Source organism: Mesorhizobium sp. 131-2-1 (assembly GCF_016756535.1).
In the GTDB taxonomy this organism is placed as follows: Bacteria; Pseudomonadota; Alphaproteobacteria; order Rhizobiales; family Rhizobiaceae; genus Mesorhizobium.
Window position 1 is genome coordinate 6375722 of sequence record NZ_AP023247.1, and the last position, 24952, is coordinate 6400673.

Sequence of the window (24952 nt, forward strand, 5' to 3'; positions counted from 1 at the left end):
GTCCTTTGCTTCACTGATAGTAGGTGCGGCCGCGGATATTGGCGTGGGCTGGTGTCGGCTTCGCCGGTTCGGCCTGCGATCCCATGAGATCGAGGCCGGCTTTGAGGATGGCGTTGACGGAGGAATAGGTGATCGCGTTGATGGTAAGCGCGCGCTCGCAAGCGGCGTCCAGGCGCGTGGGTCCATAGCGGGGCGATAGCGACAAGATGCCCATGGCCGAACGATAGCCCTGCTCGGGATGGGGCCTGTCGCGCATCATGCGTTCGACCAGGATCGCGGTGTTCGGGCCGATGACAGCCGCCCGGCCGATCAGGTTGGCGGGCGTGGTGTTGGCGTAGCGCTGATGCGCCTTGGGCATGTGAACGTCGATGGTGACATGGCCGCAGCGCTGCGATCGGCGAACATGGCAGGCGACGCGCTGGTGATCATGGAAGATCTCGATCACCCGGTGGGTGAGCCGGACCTCGACGGTGCGGCCGATCAGTCGGTGCGGCACCGAGTAGAACGTCTTGTCGATCTCGACATGGTAGTCGGGATGCACCTTCGCCGATTTCCACTCGGCGTATTCAAACGGCGTCGCCGGCAGGGTGCCGAGCGCCGCCCGCTCGATCTCCTCGAACAGTTCGCGCCGGCTTTTGCCGACATGGCGCATCGGCCGGTTGTTCAGCTCCTCGAGCAGCTCGGCGATCGCCGCATTGAGCAGGGCTAGCGAGAAGAATTGGCGGTTGCGCAGTCGCGCCAGAATCCAGCGTTCGACGATGAGAACTGCGCCCTCGACCTTGCCTTTGTCGCGCGGCTTTGCTGGTCGGGTCGGCAGGATCGTGGTGTCGTAATGCTCGGCCATGGCCGCAAACGTCGCGTTCAAGGTCGGCTCGAACCACAGGGCCTTGACGACACCAGCCTTCAGATTGTCGCAGACGATCGCTTTGGTGACCCCACCAAAAAAGCTCAGGGCCTGCACCTGTCCTTCGATCCAATCCGGCAGCTTTTGGCTGAGGCTGGCATGGGCGAAGGTGAGATTGGAGGCTCCCAGCACCGCCACGAAGATCTGCGCCGGCGCAATGACGCCGGTGATCGGATCGATCACCGACACCGTCTGTCCGGCATAGTCGGTCTGCATCACAGCGCCGGCCGCGTGCCGATGACGGAACACAGCACTTGTACGCTGTTCGAAGAGGGCGAACCGGTCGCAGAACCAGCTGTAGCCATAGCCGTTGGGATGGGCAGCCCGATATTCATGCCACAGCAGGGCCAGTGTCACCCCTTTGCGCTTGAGTTCCCGGGCGATTGCCGCCCAGTCCGGCTCACTCAGATCAAGGGGAGGACGGCCCGCGCGCCCGAAGAGCAGTCGTTCGAGCTTGGCGTCGTCGTCATAGCCAGGCAACAGCGGCCAGCCCGTTAAACCGGCCTCCCGCGCCCGAAGCAGATAGGTTGAAACCGAGGTCTTGCTGATCTTCAGCCGTTCGGCCACCTCACGCACTGAAAGGCCCTGGTCATGGGTCAGGCGTAGGATCGAGCGGATATCCCTCACTGTCGTTCGTCTCGCTTGCTTCCGTCTTGGCATCGGTCCTCTCAACACACGCGTGAGAGACCAAATTGCCAGAACAGCGCCGTCGAGAACCGGTCGCCAAATCCACCCCGCAAAGCTGTCCGGGATTTAGTGGAATCACTGTCCGGGAATTACTGGAATTGCTGGAGTGCACCCCCAGACTGAGACAAGGAAAATAGCGGACAGTTTCCCGTGTTAAGCTATGCAGCCTTTTCCATCTGTCGCCCGCGTGAATGCTTCTGTTCGTATTCCTCCGGACTGAGGTAGTCGAGCGCCGAATGCAGGCGCTCCGTATTGTAAACGGTCTCTATGAAAGCGCCGATGTGCTTGCGGGCATCATCTGCATCCTTATAGGCGAGACCTTGCACCTCTTCCTGTTTCAGGGTTTTCATGAAGCTCTCCGCCTTCGCATTGTCGTAAGGATTGCCGACACGACTCATGCTCGCCTGGATACCGTGTAGATGCAGAAGTTCGGAGTAGGCCCCGCACGCGTATTGAACTCCGCGGTCGGAATGATGAATGAGGCTCCCGGGTACGGGCTGGCGATCAGCGATGGCCATCTCGAGAGCTTCGATGGCAAGGCTTGCTCTAAGATGCGTATCCAGCGCCCATCCGACAACCTTGCGGCTGAACGCGTCAAGGACAACGGCAAGGAAGGCAAACTCCTCAGCCAGATGCAGGAAGGTGATATCGGCAACCCATAGCTGGTTTACGCCATTGAGGATCATTCCCCTCGCGAGGTTCTGCACGACTTGCCAACCATGCCTGGAGTTGGTCGTCACAGGAACAAAGGGGCTAGCGCGCAGGCACAACAGATTGTCTTCACGCATGATCCGCAGAACGCATTTGTGATTAACTTGCCACCCCTCACGCCGAAGCAGGGCTCCAATCCGGCGGTACCCGTAGTGTGTGTTGCCGAGAGCCAGCTTCTGAATGAGATCGCGCAAACCCGTCTCGGCTCGACGAGGGGCTGAATCCAGCCAGTGACGGTAATAGCTCGCGCGGCTGACACCAGCGAGCCAGCACATTCTGTCGATGTTGAATTCGCCTTGCGACAGGCCGGTCATCATCTTTTCAATGACTTTGAAGATGCCGTTTCGCCAGGAGCGCTGCTCCGACGCTGATCTTCCTCGAAGTGCCGCAAGGCTTCGCGAAAAAAATCGAGATCGAGCTGCTGCTGCCCGACCTTCTGCTCCAGTTCCCTGATCCGGCGCCTGGCCTTGGTCAGTGCCTTTTCCTGAGGTGCCGGCACATCCACTGCACTCTGCAGCTGTGCGGTCCCGTCAACTCCTGCTGTCGATCTGGCCGGCCGGCCGCGCCGACGTGACTTCAGATTACCATGAAGCCTGAGATGATCACGCCACTCGTAAAGTCGTTGGCGACTGATACCAACCTCATCTGCCAACTTGCTGACGGTTTCGCCCGCTTCCATGCGCCGGAGAAGCTCCAGCTTTTGGTCATCATCAATAACTCTTTGCCGTCCGGCCATGCCCCAGTTTCCTCTCCTTGCGGGGAAACTGTCCGCTATTTTCCTTGTCTCAGTCTGGGGGTGCACTCCATTGCTGTCCCCGACATTACTGGAATGCCTGTCCGGGAATTACCGGAACGCGCAATCGAGCCATGCACGCACCTTGCGGTGCTTGTGAGCGGCGTAGTTGTCGAGGACGACGTATCGGCACCTCGGCGTCGATGGCATTGAGAAAGCGGATGAATTCCTGATGCCGATGCCGCTGCATGTTCTTGCCGAGCCGTCGAGCACGTTGAGAGCCGCAAACAGTGTGGTCGTGCCATTGCGCTTGAGTCGTGGGTCATGGTGCCGAGCCTACCCTTCTTCATGGGCAGGCCAGATTGGGCACGGTCGAGCGCCTGGATCTGGCTCTTCTCGTCTACCGACAGCACGATGGTGTGAGCAGGCGGATCAAGATAGAGGCCGACGACGTCGCGCAGCTTGTCGACGAACTGCGGATCGTTGGAGAGCTTGAACTGGCGCCATCGATTGGGCTGCAGCCCGTGCGCCTTCCAGATGCGACACACCGCACTCGGGCTGATGCTGGCCGCGGTTGCCATCATGTCGGCGGTCCAGTTCGTAGTCTCGCCAGGCGGGTCCTGCAATGTCAGCGCCACCACACCCACGGCTACATCAGGCCCGAGAGGCGGAATGCGCGAAGGCCGCGTCTTGTCGCGCAACAATCCTCCGAAGCCTTCCTTGGCGAAGCGCTCCTGCCAGCGCCATACGCATGGCTGGATTTGCCGGTTTGCCGCATGATCTTGACGGTGCCTACACCGTCGCCGCTAAACAGAATGATTTCGGCCCGCCAGACGTGCTTCTGCGGCGCATTGCGATCCCTGATCAGCGCAGCCAGGCGCTGGCGATCAATCGAAGAAACGGTGAGCGAGATTCCTGTGCGCATCCGGCAGTCTCGCGCACACGCCGCCAAAGGGGAATCCCAAATCGGCCTCTTCTGTCAGGTGGAAACCACTAGGCAGTCCGCCGTCGTGATCAACTACCAGACCAGGTAGTATCCCTTATAACCCGCCGCTGGTAGCTAAATGGCTGACATAAAAACAACGCCTAGGCATTGAAATGAGCGAACTTGCAACCCCACTTGATGTATCGAAATACATTTGCCATTTTGACAGCATAGCACGATCAAACGGCATTCAATTTAAAATGGGAGACGATTTTAACCATTATATCCAGATCACAGAAAATACTACTGGAAAGCCGCCCACTTATCCAAACTTCCGGCCGAATTTTTCCGAGCTCGAAGCTGGCCGCGCATTTTGGATCATCGGAGAAGATCAATCTGGCAAAGTTGCACACCTCCAGGCGGTCCGGTTGTACGATCTGACGTCCAACAACTTGGCGGAGCACCTTGAATCATTGCAAGCCTGCTACGCATATCCAAAGAGCCACTCCGGATCAGGCTCCTCTTGTGTTTGCCGGGCGCCGACCGCTCAAAAGATAACTGGGACAGTAGCTTATCACGGCGACTTGTGGCTCCGAGATGACTTCAGGCGCAAGGGCTTACCCCCTGCGCTCGCTGGTATTGCGTTTGGCTTGGCGTGGGCGAAATGGTCGCCCGATTTCATTTATGCCCTTGTCCCTACTTGGCTAATCGAAAAGGGGATTGCCGATCGGTATGGTTATCTCCACAAAGAAGAACAGGGAGCCATTTTGAGTTTGCCGGCCTGGGCCATAAAGGACAATGATTGGCTTATTTGGCTAACGCGATGCGAATTGTCTCAAATTATTAAGCGTGCCGTGGTCGGGGCGCACCATCATTCGAAGCCTTCAAAACCCGCAACCGAAGATCAGCATTGAGTGCCTTACCATTGTCAACCTCCGTCGGAGTGGATATTGAATCAGCCAGGGCGGCCCGACAGCGCTCGCCGCGTGGCGCACGGCCCCGCAGCCGCGCCTTGGTCGACGGACTGGGGTGAGTAAGCCGGAGGGATTTCACCTGCCGGCCTCTTGCACTCACATGGGATCTGAAAGTCCCTACCATCTCGTTCAACGTGGGATGCCCTTGCGCTCCTCGATGAGTCCGACGATGTTGATCGAGGCGCGAGCGCCGTCGACCCGGCAGTCGCGGCATCGTCTGGCCGATCCCGGCCCGAACGATCTGCGATGGATACCCCAACGCCGAACCTTGCCGCGCCATTGAGACGCGATGATATTCTTCGAGGAGGAGTTGACCGCCTCGATGCCTTCGTCGGTGAAGGCCAGGATCCCGTCCTCATCGTTGGCGCCGTAGACCCAGATGACGCCGTCCTCGGGTTCGAGACCGAGGGTAAGGTCATGGATGAGCGCTTCGCCGACGCCGAGGTCCCTGGCGACACGTTCGACGGTGGAGACGCGAAAGGCGGCACTCGCCGGAGGCTACGGTGAAATCAGCGAGCGGAAGGCATGGAACACGGGCAAATCACTCCGTCGATTGCGATTCCGACTCTATGAACTTATTCGCACCGTCCGTTAATCCCGCCACCTGTACCAAATATGCGGAAGGACCCTTGATTGACGCAACGCTCGCAGCTTCATTGTCGCGCCGCAAGGAGTCTTGCCGAGGAGTACGCACATACGATCGATTGGCGACTGGCCGCCCAGCGCGGTGAGCGGCCGATGCCATTCCAGTGATGCTGCCATTCTGACAGTTTCGCCTGGCGCTTGGCTACCGATCGCCAGAAGAATTTGAAACCCAACTCGCCCAGCAGGCGGCTTAGTTTGTTGTGTCCCGCTTAGTCCAGCCCGAGGGTTCACTCCAATCGGGGGTCAGTTTTGAAAACGATGACGTAATTGCTGCCGTCGTTCCTTTGAACGAAGACTCGGCTGACGGCAAAAGCCGCCGAACATTGAGATCAAGGAGGCCGCAGTGAAGCAATATGTCGGACTGGATGTGTAGCAGAGGGAGACGAGCGTCTGCGTGGTCGACGATACTGGAAAGACGGTGTTCCAGGGAAAGGCGAAGTCCTATCCAGGAGCCTTGACGGAGTTGCTGCGTAAACGTGCGCCTCACGCCGAGCGCATCGGATTTGAGACGCGCGCCATGTCCAGCTGGCTCTGGCACGAGCTGAAAAGGGTCGGGTTGCCGGTCGTCTGCCTTGATGCTCGGCATGCAAAGGCAGCGCTTTCAGTCCGAATGAACAAGAGCGATGAGAACGATGCCCGCGGCCTGGCCGAACTGGTTCGCGTCGGCTGGTATCGGGAAGTGAAGGTCAAGAGCGCAGAGAGTCAGGCCACCCGGTCCATGCTCGTCGCGCGGTCAAGACTGGTCGAGATCCGGCGCGATCTCGAAAACCAGACACGGTCCATGCTGAAGGAATATGGGCTGCAGTTCAGTCGATCGATTGGGTCACAGTTCCGGCGAAAGGTTTGGGAACTGGTTGCTGACGGGCATCCGCTCCGGCCTTTGGTTCAGGCGCTTCTGTCTGTCCATGAGCAGGTCTGCTGTGAACAGGAGAAGTTAGATCGGCAGGTCCGGCATCTCGCTCGTGAAGACGAAACCACCCGCCGGCTGATGACAGTCCCCGGCATCGGCGTGGTGACCGCGCTCACCTTCCGCCACACGATCGACGATCCCTCGCGCTTTCATTCGGCCAGCAACGTCGGTGCCTATCTTGGCCTGACGCCGCGACGAAAGCAGTCCGGCGAAACAGATGTCAACGGTCGTGTCTCCCGCTGGGGAGATCGGCTGTTGCGGACCTATTTATACGAAGCGGCCAGCGTCCTCATGCACCGGACGAAGAAATGGTCGACGCTGAAGGCGTGGGGCGTTCGCCTGTCGAAGCGGATCGGCATGAAGAAAGCGAAAGTAGCGGTTGCTCGCAAGATCGCGGTTCTTCTTCACTGCATTTGGGTTGACGGCACCAGCTTTGAGTGGGGTAGCGAAAAGATGGCATAGCAGATCCGAACTCGACCCAATTCGCGGGCCCGTTTCCGGAACCCGTGATGTCCCCGCCGGGACGGTGGTTGCGGCGACCTCGGTCAAACGGCTGACAGCAGGTTACCTGCATCTCGTTGGAAACGTTGAGGCGCCCGACCCGAACATCATCATTGAGGCATTCGACCTCGGAAAGGACCATGACCCCGGCGATGGCAATGCGAGATCTGGATTGACAACTACCCGCAATTAAAGGGCCGTTTGGCAGAAGACCTGGTCAGCGAGCGTAAATTCGCGAGAGGGCCTAGGGTGCTGGGACGCAAAGAGCGCGGCTGGGGCTGTTCGTGACAGGGTCGCTCCGGCGGCTCGTCCCCGTTCTCGCGCAGTTCGACCGCCTGCTGGATCTGTCCTGGCTGCGCGATGACATCGCGGATCTCTACTCCCGCAGTTCCACAGGCAAGCCGTGGCAGAAACATCGCGTCGCCCGTTCCGACCACTACCGACTTCACGGCGCGGAACAAATCGATGTCTTCGACCAGAAAGTGCAGTTGCGGAGGGAGTCGGTGCTGACGCCTGCGGCACGCATGGCCATCGCGGCCGAGCGTCAGTCAGGCCGTGCGACCCGTCGCGATCTTCGCCTGCAGAACTGCTTGAATGGCGTTGGCAGTCGCATCAACATCTTCATCGCTGATGAGGTAATGAAGGACGGCACGAACGATGCCTTCGCGTAGCGTCCCCATCCTCACTCCCTGCTGCAATAGTGTTGAAAGGAATTCGGGGATTGATCCGCCATCCCATTCTAGGCGGAAAAACACCATATTGGTGTCGATTATAGAGGGCTCGAGGCAGATGCCCGGAATGTTGCGGATCTTATTCGCCAGCAATTGCGCGCGCCGGTGGTCTTCCACCAAGCGGTCCACCATAGTTTGAAGGGCCACGATACCTGCGCTCGCCATGAAGCCAGCTTGGCGAAGGCCGCCTCCAAGGAGCTTGCGATAACGTCTCACCCGCTCGATAAGGACTCGTTTTCCGCATACGATTGAGCCGAATGGCGCAGCTAATGCCTTCGACAGACTGAACATCACGGAGTCGACGTCCTCTACAAGCTCTGCCGGCGTCTTCTTTGAGGCAATCGCAGCGTTGAAGATACGGGCGCCATCGAGATGCAGCGGTAGGCTATGTTCGTCGGCAAGCGCGCGCACCTCCTTGATGTAGGAGGCAGGCAAGACCCGCCCGCCCCGCTGACAGTGCGGATTTTCCAGGACTACGACCCCGGGCGGCGCGCATTGGTAATCGCTCTTGTCGCGGATCGCAGCGGACAGATTATCTAATGCTAACCGCCCGTCGGCCTCGGTCGGCACCGGGTGTAGGACGAGGCCGCCCATCACCGAAACACTGCCGGCCTCGAAGTCGTAAAGATCCGAACGATCACCGAGGATTACCTCTTGGCCGCGGGTGCAATGCGCAAGTAACGCGGCTAGATTTCCTTGGCATCCGCTTGTCATGAAAGCGGCGTCTTCCTTGCCGAGCATTTCCGCCGCCAACGCCTCCAGCCGGTTTAATGTCGGGTCTTCACCGTAACCGGCGTCGCCAACTTCCGCCTCGAAGATGGCCTGTCGCATCTCCTGGGTGGGAGTGGTTACTGTGTCGCTGAGCAGATCGATCATTCTTTTCTCCAGAAGGGCAGCTGGTGATCGGCGCTTCTTCAGGTCGATCTAGTCTGGCTGGACAGTGGAGTCCTCTCCTTCAGCGATATTTGAAATAAACTGAAGGATTGTTCCAAAATGTTACTGAAGGGCTGGCATCGTGGCAGGTCTCAGTCTGGCTGCTGCACGGAACATATTCGCCGGATCTGTTGGCGCAATGGCTGATCCGGTACTCGAAGAACCCAGTAGTGCGCGTCCTCTCCTTCGAGATACCTGCCGTCGCTCAAGCATTGCGCCGGCGCTACCACACCCGCATTCTGCAAATGCAGCACCTCGTCTTGAAACAATGTTTCCCTTGCGTAGTTGGTGCAGGCGCTCACCACGACAAAGCCGTTCGGGCGCGTGACACGGGCGAGCTCGCGTAGCCTATCTGGTCGGACATGCCCGAGCGCAAAGACGCCGCAGCATACGGTGATATCGTAGCTAGCGCTCGAATAGTCCAGGAGGGGCATGTTAAGATCAACATTGCCGACTATGTTGCGGTATGTGCCGGTTTGCCGCGCCATTTCCGCCATCGTCTCGGACAGATCGAATCCGTCGATCAATCGGAAGCCGAGGTGGCCCAGCTGGATGCCAACAAGGCCGGTTCCGCACCCCGCATCTAGGACTGTCGTGGCGGCTCGCGTTCTCTCGATATATGACGCCTGAACGGCGCCTGCCAGTTCCGCCACGATCACATGGCCGCAGTATCGAGCGCGGTCAACATCCAACTCGTAGGAGTCGGCCCATTCATGATAGTAATCAGCCACGCGGTTAGCATCGCCGTCGAGCGCATATGAAGCCTTGATCCGATATTCTGCGCCTCGCTTGAGTGCGTTCTGACTGGGTAACATGTCCATGTATTTCCTGTGCGCCAAACGATGCAATCTGGCCACCATCAGCAGTGGCATCGACCGCCAACAAGCTCCGGCTGCCCATCAAGCGGGTCGCTCTGCCCTCTACGCCGGCCCGGTAAGGCTCTCACGACCCAGAATCCCACACCGATACGACGGAGGACAACACTCCAACCAGACAACCAGCTGTTCAGGCGCTTTACAAGTGTATATTTGTTAATTCTGTTGCCGGCTAGTTTTCATTAACATTAAGCTTTCATAAAACTTGCAAAATGCACACAGCATGGCATCAGCGTCATGTCGAGCCCGGTCATCGCAACGTCCACGTTCACAAGCGCCGACAGAGACCGAAGAACGACGACTTCACCCTTCACGGCTCCGGTGACAGGGTCGCTCAGCGCCCGTTGGCCTTCTACGATGCCGTCGCCCGCCTGATGGCGAAGGAGCAGCGTCCATGACGAACGCGCTCGATACTACGCCGTCCACGATCGATCGAATCCGCCACGACCTAGTCAGCCTGAAGATGCCGCGGGCGCTCGAAGCGCTCGATCATATCGTGCGCCGGCTGGAGCAAGGCGAGATCGCCGCCCTCGAAGCCATGGACATCCTCCTCTCGGATGAGTTGACCCTGCGCGAGAACAGCCGGATCAAGACGGCACTGCGCATGGGGCGCCTGGGCACGAACAAGACGCTCGCCGGCTTCGACTTCTCTTTCCAGCCCTCGCTCGACCGCGATCGAATCTTCACGCTTGCCCAACTCGGCTTCGTCGCCCGCTGCGAGGTCGTCCATCTTCTCGGGCCGACCGATCCCACGACATAATGCACACCTCGCTATGTTATTGAAAAAGCTGGATCTGCTGATCCTGTGATTGTGATAATGGACTGTGTCCGCTCCTGCCGGAATGGTGCTGGATATCGAGTTGCTCGATATCTTCATGACGGATGATCCAGGGCGTACCCTTGCAATACTGCTCGGCCTTCAGATCGCCGGCGCGGATCATGCGCAGCACGGTCATTGGCCGCAGCCCGAGCTTTGCAGCCGTTTCCTGCAATGTATACTCGCCGCGCTCCGACCGTTCGTCCTTTTTGTAGACGGCGATGTCGTGCTGGTTGCGGAAAGTGCAGACACGGGACTGCGTCCATCCGTTCTGACGACCCGTGGTTTTGCCGAGCCGGTTGAGAAGCGATGCGATCGCTCTATCCGGCAATTGGCGTGCCAGGGCACGGATCAGTTCCTCGATGTCCGGCGGGGCGCCCCAACGGTGATGGCCTGCCTTGTTCTTCCTGACCGAAAGCGCGGTATGGTCGCCGCCCTGCCAATGCACCAGCATTTTGATGTGGTCGTCTTCGATGGCGACGACAATCTCGCGGATCACGGCGCGGATGATCCGCTTGCGCGTGGTGGCGGTGGCGTTGGCATGATGCCATGCCAATTCGAGATCGCCGCCCATGCGCAGCAGGCTCCGCCGTTCCTCTTCTCCCAGAGCCTCAGGCTTGTGGCGGTCGAGCGCGTCAAGCTCGTCCTGACGCTCGCGGACGGCTACGAGCGCGGCATTCCAGCGTCGCTCTAGTTCGCCTGCTACAAGCCGGTTGTCCGGGTCGACGGCGTCATACTGGCGGCGTGCATGGGCGGCTTCATAACGTGCTTGCTCGAGTGCGAGCTCCACATGGCGCCGCTTCTCTCCAGCCTGCACGGTGGTGGTCTCGATGGCCTTGATCGCCGCTTCGATGCCGAGCGGTTGAAGGCGTTGAAGAACCTCCGCGCTGACCGCCTGATCGACCCGCAACGATCCGAAGCCAATGCACGGGTCGGTTCCGTGGTTGAGCTGCGCTCCGCGGCAATGATAGCGCCCCGTATTGCCGTTGCTGCCGGAATAAGAGACGTGCAGCTTGCGGCCGCAATGGCCGCAGCGCAAGAGACCGCCGAGCAGCAACTCGCCCCGGCGAAGAGCACCGCGCGGCACCAAGCCTTTGCTTGTGGCATTGTCCGTGATCAGGCGCTGATTCCTCTCAAAATCGTGCCAGCTCAGGTAACCTTCGTGATGGTCGATGAGCAAGACCTCCCAGTCGGCGCGATCGCGCCTGATCCCACGCAAAATCCGTTTGCGTCCGGCCTCTATGGTGACTTTGCTGCAGGTTCGCCCGAACGCATAGGCGCCGGCGTAGATCGGGTTGGTGAGAATGTGGTGCACAGTATTGTAGACGGGCAGCTTCCAGACGATCGCCCTGTCCGCCGCGCGCGTGTAATTTACGGCAGGGAGCATAATGCCCTCGCTGCGCAGCCACAGATGCACCTGCCGGATGCTCTGCAGTTCGTCGAAACGCCGGAATACAAGATCGATCGCCTCGCGGATCCGCAGGTCCGGGTCTTTCTCGATCCGGTTCCGGCCCGACTTGACGTAACCGATCGCCACCGTCAGGAAAAGTTCGCCCCGGCGTGCCTTCTGCTTCAGGGCTTCGATCGAGCGGGCCCGCAGGATCGAAAGCTCCAGTTCGCTCATCGTGCCCTTCATGCCGAGCAGCAACCTGTCGTTGGGATGACGCGGTTCGTAGATGCCGTCCTCATCTATGATGAGCGTTCCGACAAGGCCACAAAACTCGATGAGCGTATGCCAGTCCCGGCCATTGCGGGCCAGCCGGGAGGCTTCAATGGCGAGGACCGCACCAACCCGACCTTCGCAGATAGCCGCCAGAAGCTTCTCAAAGCCCGGACGGCTGATGCCAGACCCTGAACGACCGAGATCTTCATCGATGACGATGGCTTCTTTCCAGCCAAGGGACCGCGCTCGCTCGGCAAGGCCATATTGGCGTCGCCGGCTCTCTGGATTGTTGACGAGTTGATCGGCCGTCGACTGCCGGACATAGACATAGGCGCCGCGCGCGAGATGTTCAGCGGTGATCTTCATGATCTGCCTCCCGTTCCGTCTGGCTCACCACCGCTTCCCTCAGCAAGGTCTCGATCAGCGGGAGGGTGCGTTCCCGGACTTCGCCTGGAAGACTCGATGGCGGAGCCTTCGTGGAAAACAGGTCTGGCTGGTCGGTTCGGCATTGCCTGCGCTGCATGGTCGTCTCCTGGCTGGCGTGAGTCGCTCTGCAGAAAACGTAGACCTGCATCCAGCTCGCTGCGCAGGTCGCGCAGGCATGAAAGGGGAAAACGGGGCGCCTCGCGAACCGCCATCGTCAGGGCGATCTCTTCCGTCATCCAGATCGGAATCAGCGCCAGGCTGCCATCCGGTTGTCGCCCGACATAGGCCGGCTCACCGCAATAACGCTGACGGCCTGTGACAAAAATCTCCCCGCCCGAACGCGGATGAAAGGCGTAACGGACAATCTTCTTTGCCTCGCCATCCTGATAACGGGCATTATGAGCCCAGTCCGACCGGCACAGGCAAGAGCCATCTGGCCATCGCCCTTGCCATCGAAGCCGTGAAGGCCGGAAAGAGCGTCTATTTCTGCACGCTCGCCGAACTCATCGCCTCGCTCGCCAAGACCGTGCGCGAGGGGCAGTTGCGCGAGCGTATCCGCTAGTTCGCAGAAGTCACCGTGCCGACTGCAGATCACTTTTCAATCCGCAACGAATGATCAGACTAGTACACGCGGCTCGCACTTAACCCGGTCCAGAGCGATCATGCTGCGGCACTTCCTAACATTCGGGTTCGCCAGCAGTTTCTCTTTAATAAAAGTATCGAATGCCTCGACGTTCTCGACTATGACCACGAGGACAAAATCCGCCTCCCCAGTCACCATGTAGCATTGCGTGAGTTCCTTTGCCTGAGTCATCGCCCTCCGGAAGTAGGCCATCAGGTCCAGACGCTCGCGGTCCAGCTCAACACAGATTACTACGTACAGGCCTTTTCCCAGGCCTTTGGGTCTATGAGGGAGATGTCGGAGATTATGACGCCCTCCTCCCGCAAACGGTTGACACGGCGCATGCACGAGGCGGCCGAAGATCCTACGACCTCCGCGAACTCCGTTCTTCTGGAGCGCTGCTAGGATTCTTGGATTCTTCGGTCGAGGTCATCCATATGTAAAGCCTTTGACTGGGATGCACCACTGCCGCCCCTGATACCCCACCCCGATCTCGTCATATTTGGATACTCGCGACGCGTCGCTGCTGCTGGACTACGCTGCAGCCCATATATGCAGATTACAATCCGGCTCAGAGACGGCGCGAGAAGGATTACGACTTGTTTGGATCACACGTTCCAAACTTGATCGGTCATCGATGATACGTTTCGCCTGCCCGGCATGGCGCACTCACGCCAAAGCAAGTTTTTCCTGGTAGCGCTTCCAGAGTCCTGCCAGCGCCCGCTCTAGCCGATCGACGATCTCGTCACAATCCGCCGAAGTCACCGTCAAAGGCGGCGCAACAATGAACCAATCGCCGAATTTTCCACCTGACGTCCTGCGGGAATAGACTATGAGACCTTCCTTCAGCGCCTCGGTCCGCGCGACTTCCGTTATGTTGAAGTCGTGAGGGAACTGTTGCTTCGAACCCTTGTCGACTACAAGTTCGACAGCATAGAGGAGTCCTTGTCCGCGTACTTCCCCGACGGCGTTCGAGCTTGCCAGGCGGGTCTTAAGACTCTTGCCAAGATACACGCCGGTCTGAGCGGCATTATCGATGAGCTTGTAGTTCTCATACTCCTCCAGCACGGCAAGGGCGGCGGCACAGGAGATGGGGTTCGCTCCGTAGGTGTGGGAGAAGTTAAATCCCGTCAGCTTCGCAAGCTCGTCTACCGGAGCGGCAGGCAACAGGACGGCTCCGAGAGGACTGTAACCCGCTGAAAGTCCTTTTGCCATTACCACCACGTCCGGTGTGACATCAAAATGATGACTTGCCAGGAACTTTCCCGTGCGGCCTGCGCCGCAAAGAATCTCGTCGAAGATTAAGAAAACGCCGTGTCGGTCGCAAAGCTCCCGCACGCGTTTGAAATAGCTGGCAGGGGGGGCGAGGCAACCTGTAGCCACCCCGCCGACCGGCTCCACCACGAAGGCGAGCACGTTCTCGGGTCCTAGTTCGAAGAAAGTCCTCTCAAGCGCTGCGACACTTTCTTCGGCGATTGAATCCGGCGTGCTGCCTGGCTGAATGCGATAAGTCATCGGAGCTGGCACCTTCGCTCCGTTGACCGAGAACCCTGCAAGAAATGGAGCAAGTGACTCATCGCCGGATATGATGAGCGTTCCGATAGAGGCACCGTGGTAAGAGGGCATATTGGAGACGAGGAACCTTCTGTTCAGCGTCCCCTTTGCTACCGCGTACTGGCGCAGAAACTTCAAAGCCAGGTCCATCGCTTCGCTGCCGCCGGATGCAAGACCGACGCGTTCAAATGGTTTGCCCGCCAGCCTACACAAACGCTCGGTCAGAGCTGCATTCAGCGCATGACGGCCTATTCGGGGATAGGCATAGTCGAGCGTAACGGCCTGTTGGTGCATTGCATCCGCAACCCGGCGATTTCCATGTCCGATGTTGCTGGCGATCGGGCCGGAGGAGCCATCTATATAGGCATTACCCTTATCGTCGTACATCCAGATGCCTTCGGCACGCACCATCATTGGAACAGGCTCGGACCCATCTTGCTGGAAGAAAGCGTCTTGAAACATTCCGGGTTGAGGTTGGGCATTTGTGAGCACTTCGTTCTCTTTCATTCGGAGGCGATAAGTAACGATAGCCAGTCAGGATCGACAGCGGCCGATTGCTTTGCTCTCTAATCCTCGACAGTCCCGTCGGTGAGAATTCTCGGCGCGCGTGACGCAGTAGTTTAGACCGGCGAGCAGGATTGGCACAAAGTAGCCTTTAATAAATTCCTGACAACTTCAAAGAGCGTTTGCACGTGAAATGGAAATCTCAAAATCGCGCTCGATGTGCAACGCGCCGCTCAGGAATTTCTGTTGCCGAGTACGGTCTCAGCAAGCCCCACCCAGTAGGCCATCCCATAAATCAAGGAGGCGTCATTGAAGTCGTATGCCGGATGATGGACTTCCGCAGTGTTCCCATTGCCGAGGAAAACGAACGCGCCCGGGCGCGCTTCGAGCAAATATGCAAAGTCCTCCGCGCCCATGATAGGCCTCATCTGATCATCAACTTGGGCATCTCCCACGATGCCCCGTGCGACTTTGGCGGCGACCGCTGTTTCCGCGGGCGAGTTGAGAGTCACCGGTACGGAACGGAGGTAGTGGAAGTCGATTTGCGCCCCGAACGCCTCCGCAATTCCGGTTGCCGACCTCGCCATCTCCGTTTCGGCAAAGTTCCGCAGGTGGGGCGAAAGCGTCCGCACTGTGCCCGATAAGGTCACATGGTCCGGGATAACGTTGTAAGCCTGCGATGCGCTCAGCTTGGTGACGGATATGACGATGGATTCGAGGGGGTCGACATGTCGTGTTACCAAGGATTGGAAGCCAAGGATGATCTGAGCGGCGATGACGACCGGGTCGACCGCACGATGCGGGGCTGCTGCATGTCCTCCTCGACCCTTTACGACCACGTCGAAGTCGTCCTGGGCTGCCATGATTCCCCCAGCGCAAATGCCGAATTTGCCGATGTCCATGCCCGGCCAGTTATGCATGCCGAAAATCTTGGAGATGCCGAAGCGGTCCATGATGCCTTCCTGCACCATTTTGAACCCTCCCGAAGGCCATTCGACTTCTTCCGCAGGCTGGAACACGAGCGCAACCGATCCCTTGAAATCCCGGGTCCGGGCCAAGTGCTTAGCGGCCGCAAGTAACATTGCCGTATGACCGTCGTGGCCGCACGCATGCATCTTGCCAAGCTCCGTAGATGCCCAGGGCTTACCCGACGCCTCGACGATCGGAAGCGCATCCATGTCCGCCCTTAGTCCAATGATCGGACCTTCGCCATGACGACCGCGGATTACTCCGACGATACCCGTATTCGCAATGCCTGTCGCTATCTCGTCGATCCCGAACGAGATGAGCTTGTTATGAACAAACGTAGCGGTACCATGCAGCTCGAACCCTACCTCGGGAATGCGGTGCAAGTGCCTGCGCCATTCGATCGCTTCGGCCGCAACATCCCGGTAGGCAGCAAAGTTCTGCATGTTATTCTTCGCCGTACATGCGCCACTAAGGTCCCTAGCTCGTTTAGAGGCTGGGGACGGTTCCACGTTTGGAACCTAGCCGATAAGGTGTGTGCATTGCCTCCTAAAACGTCGAGCGAATGAAACGTAAGCATCACACGCGACCATGATTTTGGTGGAAATCCTCCACGTCCTATCGCATTATGGAACACTTGTCTAAAACGGCTGATTAACATCTGGGCATGCCCGTGAGCGCAGGCAAACGGCTTCGCTCGACGACTTCAATCGAATGACGCGTGGCGATTTCCACTCGAGTCGAAGCCAACTAAACATTGACGAAATCATGGATGATTTAGACAAACGCATCCTCGCAGCGCTTCAGGTCAACAACAGGATGTCGTTCACTGAAATGGCAGACCTGGTCGGCTCATCCGCGGCCTCATGCATGCGACGGGTCAACAAGCTTCGGTCGGACGGCATTGTCGTCGCAGATATTTCCTTGATCGACCCTCGAGCGCTCGGGAAATCGTTGACTGTAGTAGTGACAGTGGAACTTGACCGGGAGCGGCTCGATCTCGTCGACGAGTTCAAACGCGCTATGAGGTCTGCGAAGGAAGTCACCCAGTGCTATATGGTGACCGGGGGCGCAGACTTCGTGCTGATCGTCATGGTCCAGGATGTTGATGCGTTCGACATCTTCGTCAAAACGAAATTGTATACCAACCCCAACGTCCGAAAACTCCGCAGTATGATAACCTTGGACCGTGTGAAGTTCGAGCCGCGCGTCCTGCTGTAGGGATTTTTTTTCCACCACATGACCTGATGTGGTTGTCTAATCGCCGCTGGGACGTCAAGCATGTAATTGCGTCGAGACGACGCTGCCGGGTGCATGGTTGTCTTCGCGGTCGACATCAGTCGCCGCATGATGGAGCTCCGCGGACGAGCCTTCAATGTGGACGACGCACTTTGCTGAGACAGCGGTGCAACCCCATCAGCGGAATGGCTCGGCTAACGTCCCGGCAGGGACGTCTTAGGCGCTCAGATCCTGAACGCTATTCGCAAGATTTCATTGCTGTGGCGCCTGCATTTCGATCAAAGAACTCACCGGTTTTGAGCATCGAATGCATTATCACCGCCAGTTTGCGCGCCACAGCCACGGCAGCTCGTTTGAAGCCAACCCTCTCCCGGAGCTTGAGGCCCCACGTGCGCAGGCTGCTGTCGATCGAGCTGCGTGTCAGGATGACCGCCGCAGCCTCATAGAGAAGTCCCCGCAAATGTCGATCGCCGCGTCGGGATATATGGCCGTCATAATCGACTTCTCCCGATTGGTAGCGGCGCGTTGTCAGGCCGATCCAAGCGGCAACAGAGCGGGACTTCTTGAAGTTGCCCGGATCTTCAATGGCAGTGGCGAAAGAGGTTGCGGTAATGGCGCCGATGCCGGGGATCGACATGAGTATGCGGCATGCTTGGCTTTGACGTGCGTCTGCGACAAGCTGGCGCCCAAGCTCGGCGGCACGGATGCGAATGCCGCGCCAGGCTTCCAACATCGGTAGCACGACAGGAGCAAGCTCGCTCTGATCGATAAGAAGGCTCCGGACATTCTTTTCGAATGTAGTTCCCTTACCGGCGGGAACGAGCAAGCCGAACGTTTTCATGATCCCTCGGATCTGGTTGGAAAGCTCGACGGTGATACGGACCAGCCGGGTGCGAGCCGCCACGAGCGTGCGGGTCAACATACTGTCGAAGCCTTTCACGCGCACCTCGCGAAAGAACCCTGCTTCAGCAAGACGCGCCAAACCATCGGCGTCATTCGCATCCGTCTTGTTCGCCGCCATATCGAGAGCGGCTTTGGCATGGCGCGCATCGATGCAGATTGCCGGCAATCCCTTGGCGCGTAGCGCATGATAGAACCATACGGAGAGAGGCCCCGTTTCGAACACCACTCGCTTTACAGCTGGCGCCCGCTTGCGGACAAGCTCGGCAATGATGTTGGGATCAGATGCGCACTTCCCGCGCCAGATCCGTTCGCCTTCACGGCGGATCGAAACTGCCGTCTCTTTCATCGACACGTCGAGACCGATATATTCTTCCATGGCTGTTCTCCATTCGATGTTTGGGCCTCGGCGTCAGGTCCTGAGCCCGTATTTCCATCCTATCGGGGAACAGCCACACTCCAAGACTACGATCGATTTCTAGCAGGTTGATGAAAAAGGCTCGGAGATACCCGTTTTGAATCTGATTTGTGCTCGGTCTGATTCTGATACGTTCCGTGAACAAAACCGTTTTTCAACAGCCTGCTAGGGCGACTCGCTCCCGCGATTACCCCATGTGGACGGCCTCCGCTGCCGAGATCGCAATCTGCCAAAGTGTGGGTGTCGAAAGTCACATAAGGAAGAGCCGTCCTGGAGAAGATTACCACAATTGGCCTGGATATCAGCATGTGTGAGGTTCACGGGGTCAATGGTGCCGGCGCGCCGTGAGCCGCCGCAAGCTGCGCTGCGACGATGTCGTTGCATTCTTCAAGGCATTGCCGCCCTGCCTGATCGGAATCGGGGCTTGCGCGACTGGACACCACTGGGGCTCGGGTTCTTATGGCGCTGGGTCACGAGGTGCGGCTGATGCGGGCGTCTTACGTCAAGCCATACGTCAAGTTATGGGCAGGTGAGCATATCTTCACTTGGACTAACCCGCTCCGCGACCGCGGAGCGGCAAGGGTGCGCGCCGACCACGTAATCTGATCGCGTCGTCTGTCGCGCTGGTCATGTTTCCACAAGAAGCTCCGACTGCGTCAGCATGGGGTGGCTGCTTGCAGCCCATTCCATCGGACAAAGGAGCTTGTCATGACCCAACTTCGCCAACGCATGAGTGAGGACATGCAGGTGCGCAACTTCGCGCTCAACACGCAGCTGTCGTATCTGCAACAGGTGTCGCTATTCGCCCGCCACTTCAGCAAGTCGCCGGACTTGCTCGATCGAGAGGATATTCGGACCTATCAGGTCTATCTGACCAACGAGAAGAAGCTGTCGCCGGGCTCGATCCACACCGCCATTGCGGCGCTGCGCTTTCTCTACAAGGTGACGCTCGAGAGGGATTGGGCGCCTGAAGAGGTCCTGCCGCTTCCCAAGAAGCCGCAGAAGCTGCCGATCATTCTCAGTCCCGACGAAGTTCAGCGGTTCCTCGGTTGCGTCCTCGACGTCAAACACCACGCCATCCTGACCACCTGCTATGCCGCCGGCTTGCGCATCTCGGAAGCGGTGCAGCTGAAGCCCACGGGCATCGACAGCCAGCGAATGGTCATCCGCATCGAGCAGGGCAAAGGCCAGAAGGACCGTTACGTGATGCTGTCGCCCAAGCTTTTGGAGATCCTGCGCGACTATTGGAAGCTGCGGCGGCCAAAGGCGTGGCTCTTCCCCGGCGATCGTGCCGACCAGCCGATCACCAGGAGTGCGGTGGGACAGGCCTGCGCGAAAGCGCGCGACCTCTCCGGCTTGTCCAAACCGGTCACGCCGCACAGCTTGCGGCACGCCTTCGCCGTCCATCTGTTGGAGGCCGGCGCCGACGTGCGCACCATTCAGCTGCTGCTCGGTCACCGCAGCCTCGCGACCACCGCCCATTACCTGCGGATCGCTACCAACAAGGTCTGCGCCACGTCGAGCCCCTTCGAGCTCTTGCCGCGTCCGGCGCCTACCCTGCCGCCGCCCGCCAAGCCTCAGTACTTCTGAGCGGCGCGGCGATGGCCCGCTCGGGGCCGGAAGTGGCGGACATAATCCGTCGCTACGGCAAAGCCTATCGTATCCAGCATGACGCGTCGCTGTCGACCGCCCAGCGTCGCGTCATGACGGCGATCGAACTGTGCCGGACCGCCGCGCTTGGCGGGCATGTCGAAGCATGTGATCAATGCGGCCACCGGCGCATCGCCTTCAACAGCTGCCGCGACAGGCATTGTCCCCGCTGCCAATCGCTGGCCCGCGCGCAATGGCTGGAAGCTCGTCGCGCCGAGCTCCTCGACACCCAGTACTTTCACGTCGTCTTCACGCTGCCGGAGCCCATTGCCGCCATCGGCTATCAAAACAAGGCGCTTGTCTACGGCCTGCTCTTCCGCGCCACCGCCGAGACCCTTCGCACCATCGCCGCCGATCCCAAGCACCTGGGCGCCGAGATCGGTTTCTTCGCCGTGCTGCACTCCTGGGGCCAGAACCTGCTTCATCATCCGCATCTGCACTGCGTCGTCACCGGCGGCGGCCTTTCTGCCGACGGCAATCGGTGGATCGCCTGCAAGCCCGGCTTCTTCTTGCCCGTCCGGGTTCTCTCGCGGCTGTTCCGACGATTGTTTCTGGAACATCTTCGGAAAGCCTTCGACGCCGGCCAGTTGAAGTTCTTCTCTGGCTTGCAGCACCTGAGCAGCGACGCCTTCCGGCGTTATTTGGCGCCGCTGCGAAAGGCTGAGTGGGTCGTCTTTGCCAAGGCGCCCTTCGCCGACCGGAGCAGGTCCTCGATTACGTCGGCCGCTACACGCACCGCGTCGCCATTTCCAACAACCGCCTCATCGACATCGAGGACAACGCCGTGCGTTTCCGCTGGAAGGACTACCGGCACGGCAATCGGCAGAAGGTTATGACCGTTGCGGCCGATGAGTTCATTCGCCGCTTCATGTTGCACGTCCTGCCCGAGGGCTTCCATCGCATCCGCTACTACGGCTTTCTCGGCAATCGCTACCGCGCGCAAAAGCTCGCCCACTGCCGCGACCTGCTCGGCATGCCGGTTCCCGAGCCGTCGGACAGTCGACCCGCAAAGGATTACCGCGACCGCTACGAGGATCTCACCAGTCATTCCCTCAGGCAATGCCCCGCCTGTCGTCAAGGTCAGATGATCATCATCGAAATCTTCGACGGCGCCACTGGACCCCCGCCATACTGGGATACGTCATGAAAGAACCGCTTCGCTTTCGCCGCCACCGCATCGCACGAGCCGTTCGGCCCGAAAACCGAGCCGGTCCCGCGAAGGTGCGCGCCGTCACCCCCGGCTGCCTCTGCCGGCGGGGCGCGACGCCGATCCTCACTTTGCCGAACCCATATCCGTGCCGCTTTCGGTGCACGCGGCCCCTTGCAATCGCGGCCTCCACGACCGTATCCGCGCCCACGCCAGGCCTGCTCATCGGGGCACGGCCTCAATTGAATGCCCATAGCGGCCACCCGTGCCGGCGGCTTAGTCCAACACGTTTTTAGCTCATCGTCGCGATCCACCTCAGCGCGCTTTCGCCACCCGCCGTTCTGCGCGACGCCAAGCTAAAAACGCTCTGCATAATCACGAGTGGCAGCTTTTGTGGCTTCTCAACGCAGCCCTCCGAGTCAGCCAAACGAGATCCAAGCCTGATCAATCTCATTGTTCACCGTCGACTACATAAAGTGCGTGGCCACTGGATGCATCTCTATCGCGCCATCGACAGTGTCGGCGACCGTCGAAACCTCCATGGTTGACCCGATCCCATCGGCATCAACGACACCGATGCCGGCGAGGAACTGGCGCTGATCGGCCCATCAATCGGGTAAGACAACCATTCTCCGTATCCTAATGACGCTCGAATCTGCGGCGCGACAATGAAGCTGCGAGCGCGACTTCTAATCAGAATTGGGATCTTCGCATTTTTGGTGCAGGTGCCGGGATTCACGGGCGGTGCGAATGAGTCCATAGAGTCGGAATCGCAGTCGACGCCGGTGATTCGGCCCTTTACCGGCCGCGTCCACAGCCACTACCTGGGCCGGGTGGCTGATCTGCCGTGGCAGGAACGGGTAGTCGAAATCCGGCTTCACGCCAGGCGGTTCCGTTGCGCCGATCCGCAATGCCGTCAGCGGATCTTTACGGAACGGTTGCCGGAAACGGTGTAGCCGAGAGCGAGACGCACCGCCCCTCTCGGCGAGAGCCATCTGGCGATCGGTTTCACGATCGGTGGCGAATCCGACTCGCGCCTGGCGCGCAAACTCGCTATGCCGGTAAGCGGCGAGAAGCTGCTGCGGATGATCCGCGCAGCCGGGTTCGAGCCGCCGGCCGCGCCTCGGGTGATCGGCATCGACGACTGGGTCTGGCGCAAGGGGTAGCGCTACGGAACGATCATCTGCGATCTGGAGCGCAACCTCGTGCTCGATCTGTCGCCGGACCGAAATGCCAACACGGTCGCGTCATGGCTGAAACGTCATCCGGGCATCGAAGTCATCGCTCGCGATCGCGCACCGGATCGGCATGAGCGTGAGAACGGTCGAGCGCTGGCTTGCAGCGGGCGGGGAGCCCGAGCACTGGCGCCCGCCCGCGCGCTCGGTTCTCATGGATCCTTTCCAGGAGTATCTCGAGGGACGCTGGCAGGAAGGCCAACGTAACGGGTTGCACTGTGGAGCGAAATCAAGCGTCGGGGCTTTGCAGGCAGCAAGGCGACCGTCTACAGGTGGACCGCCGCCCGCCATCAGTGCTCATCGGCCGCTCCACGAAATGCGCGATGGCGGTCACCGTCGCGCCGAAACTGTACATGGCTGCTGGCGAAGACCCGACTTTGCTCGATGAGCAGACCAAGCAATTCTTAGACTATCTCTATCACTGCGGCCGGAGCTCTTGAAGGCGGGTGACCTGGCTCGACGTTTCGCTGCACTGATACGCGGTAACGATGATGCCATTCTCGAGCAATGGATCGAGGACACCATGGACAGCGAACTGGCCTCCCTTGCAGCAGGCATCGGTCGTGACATTGCGGCTGTTCGGGCCGCCATCACTCAGCCCTGGAGCCCCAGTCCCGTCGAGAGACAGATCTACGTCTCAACCATCAAACGCTCGATCTATGTGCGCTCCGGGTATGCGCTGCTGAGAAAGAAACAGGCTGATGGCGGCCGCCTAACGACCGTAGAAACAGACGGGGCAACCAAGGGAACGCCCCTGCACCAAATATGCGGAAGATCCCAGAATTGTCGCGCTACACGAATCGATCACCGGCGGTAATATTAATGGTGAGCAACTCTATCACACGGAACGTGACGGCATTTGCACCAATGTTGGGTGAAGGTCGTCTCTTACCTGGCACCACCTGCGCCGGCGTGCGGAGGTAAAGGCCGAAGATTGTTTCTAATCGCCACGGTTCGGAAATGGCGTGATTGACCAACTGATCAATTCGACGGCCCGCTGAAGTGCGAACTCCGTCTCAGCAAGGCTGGGGGAAACGGCGATGACATGTCCGATACCGTCTCGGTAATCGCCTTTCCTGACGATCGGCGTCTTCGGTTTAACATACAGTTTGACCTCGACGACGCCTGATATGGCAGCCGCCCGACCGACGCCATCAATCCAATCGAGGATGCCATCGCGATCAGTATCCAGCATCCGCGTGGCCGCAGTATGCGAGTGTCTTTTGCGCAAATTCGATTCGTCGCCAATGAAGAGCTTGATGTGCTCGGTGACGAGATCGACACCGTAAGCCAGCTGAACCAGTTGAGAATCAACCGCGCCCGCAAGGCGCGGATTAACTTCAATGACCACTGGGCCAAGCTTAGTCCACCGGAATTCAATGTTCGTTGGACCCCAGCCAAGGCCAAGAGCTCGCAAAGACTTCAGCGAAACATCGGCGATGCGCTCATGCTCGTCATCAGGCAGCTCGGCCGGAAAGGTGAACTGACGATAGACGAAATTGGGGGGGGGGCCGAAGTCAGAGGTAGCAATTCCAATGACCTCATTTCCCATTATCTGAGCAGTATAATGGGGACCTTGTGCAAATTCTTCGACCAGTATCGTCGGCCGAGACCGCCATATGTGCTTCCCGCTCAACAGATACGCGGTATGTTCGGCTAACTCGTCGCCAGTGCGGCACAATCGGACACCGCGGCTGCCGCAGCCTGCGGCTGGCTTAAGAATCACCGGCAGGCCGATCGCCGCAGCAGAGCTTTCTACGTCCGTCGCATTCGCTGCCAAGCGATATGCAGGTACTGCAACGCCGGCCTCCGCGAGGAGCTGACGTTGAGTGAATTTGTCGCAGCATCGTTCAATCGATGCGGGGTTCGGTCCTGGTAGATCGAAATACCGGCAGAGCGTGCCGGCTGTCACGTGGACCGACTCGTCGGCGGTTGTAAAGCCAGTAATGCCAGCAATGTCATAGGTCGCGCTCAGCCGGGAACATTCGCCGATCAGTACATCGAGATTGTCTGTATCGACACGGATTGCCTCAACCCCTTCCACCGCAAGGTAGTCGTAATGGGCGGGATCGGCGGATAGGTTAATCGGATGAAGACCAAGACGCTGGGCCGCTTGGACGTATAGGCGACCATTACTTCCGCCTTCAAGCATGATGAGAGCTCTTCTTGCCATTGACTCGTTAACCTCGACGCTGGTGCTGTGCGGAGGTCCGAGCATCAGCCTTTTAGACGTGCCGATCCTCAGACTTGGCAGTGAACTTACCATTTTCAGCGATTTGCGA

The 24952-nt window shown here is 59.0% G+C and carries 18 protein-coding genes and 7 pseudogenes; 9 read left to right on the forward strand and 16 right to left on the reverse strand.

Annotated features, from left to right (window positions below):
• Positions 1–10: 10 nt before the first annotated feature.
• The 4 genes and pseudogenes from istA to JG743_RS30710 form a co-directional block, all read right to left on the reverse strand.
• The gene (gene istA, locus JG743_RS30695; protein ID WP_202296133.1) at positions 11–1564 is read right to left on the reverse strand and encodes an IS21 family transposase; all 1554 of its coding nucleotides are present in this window, start codon (positions 1562–1564) and stop codon (positions 11–13) included.
• Between the two features lie 185 nt (positions 1565–1749).
• Complete coding sequence (locus JG743_RS30700; protein ID WP_202295961.1) at positions 1750–2616, reverse strand: IS3 family transposase; 867 nt, start codon at positions 2614–2616, stop codon at positions 1750–1752.
• On the reverse strand, positions 2616–3038 hold the full coding sequence (locus tag JG743_RS30705; RefSeq protein ID WP_202295958.1) for a helix-turn-helix domain-containing protein: 423 nt from the start codon (positions 3036–3038) through the stop codon (positions 2616–2618). Before JG743_RS30705 ends, JG743_RS30700 begins: the two co-directional genes overlap by 1 nt.
• 123 nt (positions 3039–3161) lie before the next feature.
• Positions 3162–3960: pseudogene (locus JG743_RS30710) on the reverse strand (IS630 family transposase); the annotation flags it as partial.
• Positions 3961–4133: 173 nt separating this feature from the next.
• Between JG743_RS30710 and JG743_RS30715 the strand changes: the two are divergent.
• Positions 4134–4874: a hypothetical protein gene (locus JG743_RS30715; RefSeq protein WP_202296135.1), complete on the forward strand. Its 741-nt coding sequence runs from the start codon at positions 4134–4136 to the stop codon at positions 4872–4874.
• 46 nt (positions 4875–4920) lie between these two features.
• Here JG743_RS30715 and JG743_RS34845 read toward each other — a convergent pair.
• Positions 4921–5209, reverse strand: a pseudogene (locus tag JG743_RS34845) (IS630 family transposase); the annotation flags it as partial.
• Between JG743_RS34845 and JG743_RS30720 the strand changes: the two are divergent.
• Together JG743_RS30720 and JG743_RS30725 are read left to right on the forward strand one after the other, a co-directional pair.
• Positions 5181–5441 (forward strand): hypothetical protein, encoded by a 261-nt coding sequence (locus tag JG743_RS30720; RefSeq protein WP_202296137.1) that lies wholly within the window; start codon positions 5181–5183, stop codon positions 5439–5441. The pseudogene JG743_RS34845 and the gene JG743_RS30720 overlap by 29 nt on opposite strands.
• Positions 5442–5922: 481 nt before the next feature.
• Positions 5923–6951: pseudogene (locus JG743_RS30725) on the forward strand (IS110 family transposase).
• 587 nt (positions 6952–7538) lie between these two features.
• Here the strand turns inward: JG743_RS30725 and JG743_RS30730 are convergent.
• Complete coding sequence (locus JG743_RS30730; protein ID WP_202296139.1) at positions 7539–8597, reverse strand: GntG family PLP-dependent aldolase; 1059 nt, start codon at positions 8595–8597, stop codon at positions 7539–7541.
• A gap of 149 nt (positions 8598–8746) precedes the next feature.
• Positions 8747–9526 (reverse strand): class I SAM-dependent DNA methyltransferase, encoded by a 780-nt coding sequence (locus tag JG743_RS30735; RefSeq protein WP_244672991.1) that lies wholly within the window; start codon positions 9524–9526, stop codon positions 8747–8749.
• 397 nt (positions 9527–9923) lie between these two features.
• Between JG743_RS30735 and JG743_RS30740 the strand changes: the two are divergent.
• Positions 9924–10271, forward strand: a pseudogene (locus JG743_RS30740) (ATP-binding protein); the annotation flags it as partial.
• 34 nt (positions 10272–10305) lie between these two features.
• Here the strand turns inward: JG743_RS30740 and JG743_RS30745 are convergent.
• Positions 10306–12375 carry a recombinase family protein gene (locus JG743_RS30745; RefSeq protein WP_199202613.1) on the reverse strand — a complete coding sequence of 690 codons (2070 nt, stop codon included), beginning with the start codon at positions 12373–12375 and terminating at the stop codon, positions 10306–10308.
• Entirely contained in the window at positions 12359–12532 is a 174-nt protein-coding gene (locus JG743_RS30750; protein WP_202296141.1) for a hypothetical protein, read from the reverse strand. The genes JG743_RS30745 and JG743_RS30750 overlap by 17 nt, the downstream gene beginning before the upstream one ends.
• A 312-nt stretch (positions 12533–12844) precedes the next feature.
• Here JG743_RS30750 and JG743_RS30755 point away from each other — a divergent pair.
• A pseudogene (locus tag JG743_RS30755) lies at positions 12845–12994 on the forward strand (ATP-binding protein); the annotation flags it as partial.
• Positions 12995–13051: 57 nt separating this feature from the next.
• Here JG743_RS30755 and JG743_RS34390 read toward each other — a convergent pair.
• The 4 genes from JG743_RS34390 to JG743_RS30770 all read right to left on the reverse strand — a co-directional run bounded on the left by JG743_RS34390 (position 13052) and on the right by JG743_RS30770 (position 16527).
• Entirely contained in the window at positions 13052–13270 is a 219-nt protein-coding gene (locus JG743_RS34390; RefSeq protein WP_342215523.1) for an Lrp/AsnC ligand binding domain-containing protein, read from the reverse strand.
• Between the two features lie 38 nt (positions 13271–13308).
• Positions 13309–13401, reverse strand: coding sequence for a hypothetical protein (locus JG743_RS34395; protein WP_244672992.1), 93 nt, complete (start codon positions 13399–13401; stop codon positions 13309–13311).
• A 325-nt stretch (positions 13402–13726) separates the two neighbouring features.
• Complete coding sequence (locus JG743_RS30765; protein WP_202296145.1) at positions 13727–15118, reverse strand: aminotransferase family protein; 1392 nt, start codon at positions 15116–15118, stop codon at positions 13727–13729.
• A 230-nt stretch (positions 15119–15348) separates the two neighbouring features.
• Positions 15349–16527, reverse strand: coding sequence for a M20 aminoacylase family protein (locus JG743_RS30770; protein ID WP_202296147.1), 1179 nt, complete (start codon positions 16525–16527; stop codon positions 15349–15351).
• A gap of 322 nt (positions 16528–16849) precedes the next feature.
• Between JG743_RS30770 and JG743_RS30775 the strand changes: the two genes are divergently transcribed.
• On the forward strand, positions 16850–17302 hold the full coding sequence (locus JG743_RS30775) for an Lrp/AsnC family transcriptional regulator (RefSeq protein ID WP_244672993.1): 453 nt from the start codon (positions 16850–16852) through the stop codon (positions 17300–17302).
• Between the two features lie 256 nt (positions 17303–17558).
• Here JG743_RS30775 and JG743_RS30780 read toward each other — a convergent pair whose 3' ends face one another.
• Entirely contained in the window at positions 17559–18599 is a 1041-nt protein-coding gene (locus JG743_RS30780; protein ID WP_010913671.1) for an IS110 family transposase, read from the reverse strand.
• Between the two features lie 345 nt (positions 18600–18944).
• Here JG743_RS30780 and JG743_RS30785 point away from each other — a divergent pair.
• The 3 genes and pseudogenes from JG743_RS30785 to JG743_RS30795 form a co-directional block, all read left to right on the forward strand.
• A pseudogene (locus JG743_RS30785) lies at positions 18945–19157 on the forward strand (IS110 family transposase); the annotation flags it as partial.
• Positions 19158–19346: 189 nt separating this feature from the next.
• On the forward strand, positions 19347–20228 hold the full coding sequence (locus JG743_RS30790; protein ID WP_202296149.1) for a tyrosine-type recombinase/integrase: 882 nt from the start codon (positions 19347–19349) through the stop codon (positions 20226–20228).
• 11 nt (positions 20229–20239) lie between these two features.
• Positions 20240–21435, forward strand: a pseudogene (locus JG743_RS30795) (IS91 family transposase).
• Between the two features lie 916 nt (positions 21436–22351).
• Here JG743_RS30795 and JG743_RS30800 read toward each other — a convergent pair.
• Complete coding sequence (locus tag JG743_RS30800; protein ID WP_202296151.1) at positions 22352–22573, reverse strand: hypothetical protein; 222 nt, start codon at positions 22571–22573, stop codon at positions 22352–22354.
• Positions 22574–23610: 1037 nt separating this feature from the next.
• Positions 23611–24843, reverse strand: coding sequence for an ATP-grasp domain-containing protein (locus tag JG743_RS30805; RefSeq protein WP_202303103.1), 1233 nt, complete (start codon positions 24841–24843; stop codon positions 23611–23613).
• Between the last annotated feature and the right edge of the window lie 109 nt (positions 24844–24952).